We start from the raw sequence: 1655 nt of genomic DNA, 5'->3' as shown, positions 1-1655 counted from the left end.
GGCAAATGTAGATATGGCCAGTACCGATAACCACATTACAGTAATTTTTGTCTTGGAATAGCCGTTTTTCTTCATCCCCGCAGTACTGGAAAGACCCTCAGGAATATTACTGATAAAAATGGCGACTACCAGGAGGAAACTCACCGTTTCTTGCTCAAGAAGACTTGCGCCGATCATGATTGACTCTGGAACAGCATCGATGATGGTACCGATGAATAAGGCGATTCCCGCACTCTCAGCGGCCTGAGTTCCAGATCTTTTTCGATGCGAAGCTCCTTTTTTGGAGACGATATAGTCGAATATAGTAAAAACGGCAGCACCAGAGAGGAATCCAATAGCGGTAGAATTAATGCCGCCCGTACGCACCGCTTCTCCTATAAGCTCATAGGAAGCCGCACCAATCAGGACTCCGGTTCCAAATGCCATAATAAAGCCAATCACTTTTTTAGGAAGTGAGAAAAACATTGCCACCAGGGAGCCTAGCAAAACCGCCGACCCCGAAACCGCACCCCACATTGCTGCATGCCACATAAATACGCTTCGCTCCTTTCATATAAAAAAATTACCCATTAATTATTGAGGCAAACGTGAATGAAGTGAACCCAGAGGGGGATAGGAAGAGGAGAATACACTTAGACTTTCCCATTAAAAAGGATATTATCATTGGTACATGGGGACGGTTCTCATGTTCCTAAAAGGAACGTGAGAACCGTCCCTGTGTTCCTTAAGATGTAAAGCGAAAAATCTTTTTTTGTGAAAATAAATTAATAGAATTACAGGATTTCCAGTTGTAAAATTAGTATTAAACCATTTGAGATCCATTTTGAAAAAGGGGAGAAAGTGAAACCTTACCTATAAATTGACCGTTTTCAGCATTTTAATTATCTAAAAATTCATAAATTTAAAGAAAATAAGAGGTTGATGAAGTTGAAAATGGATGAAAAAGAACAAACAATTTTTAATCATACGGGAAATAAAATCATTACTGAAGATAGAGAAATTAACATAATTGCTAGATTAGAGGAACCATTGATCGTGGTTTTAGGAAATGTTTTAAGCTATGAAGAATGCGATGAGTTAATTAGGATGTCAAAAGATCGATTGCACCGTTCAAAGCTTGCTGATGGCCGGGAAGTGGATGAGCTCAGGACAAGCAGCTGTATGTTTTTTGAAGAAGGAGAAAATGACTTTGTTGCCAGGATTGAAAAAAGAGTATCACAGATCATGAATATCCCTGTTGAACATGGCGAAGGTCTGCAAATTTTAAATTATCAAATTGGCCAGGAGTATAAAGCGCATTATGACTTTTTTACATCGAAAAGTAAGGTAATAAACAATCCTAGAATCAGCACACTCGTCATGTACTTAAATGACGTAGAGGAAGGCGGAGAAACCTACTTCCCTAAGCTGAATTTCTCCGTATCTCCGCAAAAAGGCATGGCAGTGTACTTTGAATATTTCTATGATGATCAAACCCTGAACGATTTGACATTACATGGCGGGGCACCCGTTATTGTTGGAGATAAGTGGGCTGCAACACAATGGATGAGGAGAAAGAAAATGTAATAGGAATATGGGGACGGTTCTCGCGTTTCATTCTGAAACACGAGAACCGTCCCCATGTATTACAAAAGAAGTTATATGAGAGTTTTGGT

At 39.8% G+C, this 1655-nt stretch carries 2 protein-coding genes; one reads left to right on the top strand and one right to left on the bottom strand.

From position 1 onward, the window contains the following. A partial coding sequence (locus WB217_RS13355) for a ZIP family metal transporter (protein ID WP_423993706.1) occupies positions 1-531 on the bottom strand: 531 nt, incomplete at its 3' end. Between the two features lie 402 nt (positions 532-933). On the opposite strand from WB217_RS13355, the gene WB217_RS13350 reads away from it, so the two are divergent. Continuing rightward, complete coding sequence (locus WB217_RS13350) at positions 934-1566, top strand: 2OG-Fe(II) oxygenase (RefSeq protein WP_423993707.1); 633 nt, start codon at positions 934-936, stop codon at positions 1564-1566. The last annotated feature ends 89 nt before the right edge of the window (positions 1567-1655 follow it).

The sequence above is a fragment of the Mesobacillus sp. genome (genome assembly GCF_049588175.1).
Classification (GTDB): domain Bacteria; phylum Bacillota; class Bacilli; order Bacillales; family Cytobacillaceae; genus Mesobacillus.
Note: the sequence above shows the minus strand (reverse complement) of the source record. Positions and strands in the feature narration are given on the sequence as shown.

Coding starts and splice junctions, on each gene's coding strand:
- WB217_RS13350 (WP_423993707.1), top strand. CDS start 934: ATGGATGAAAAAGAACAAACAATTTTTAATCATACGGGAAATAAAATC.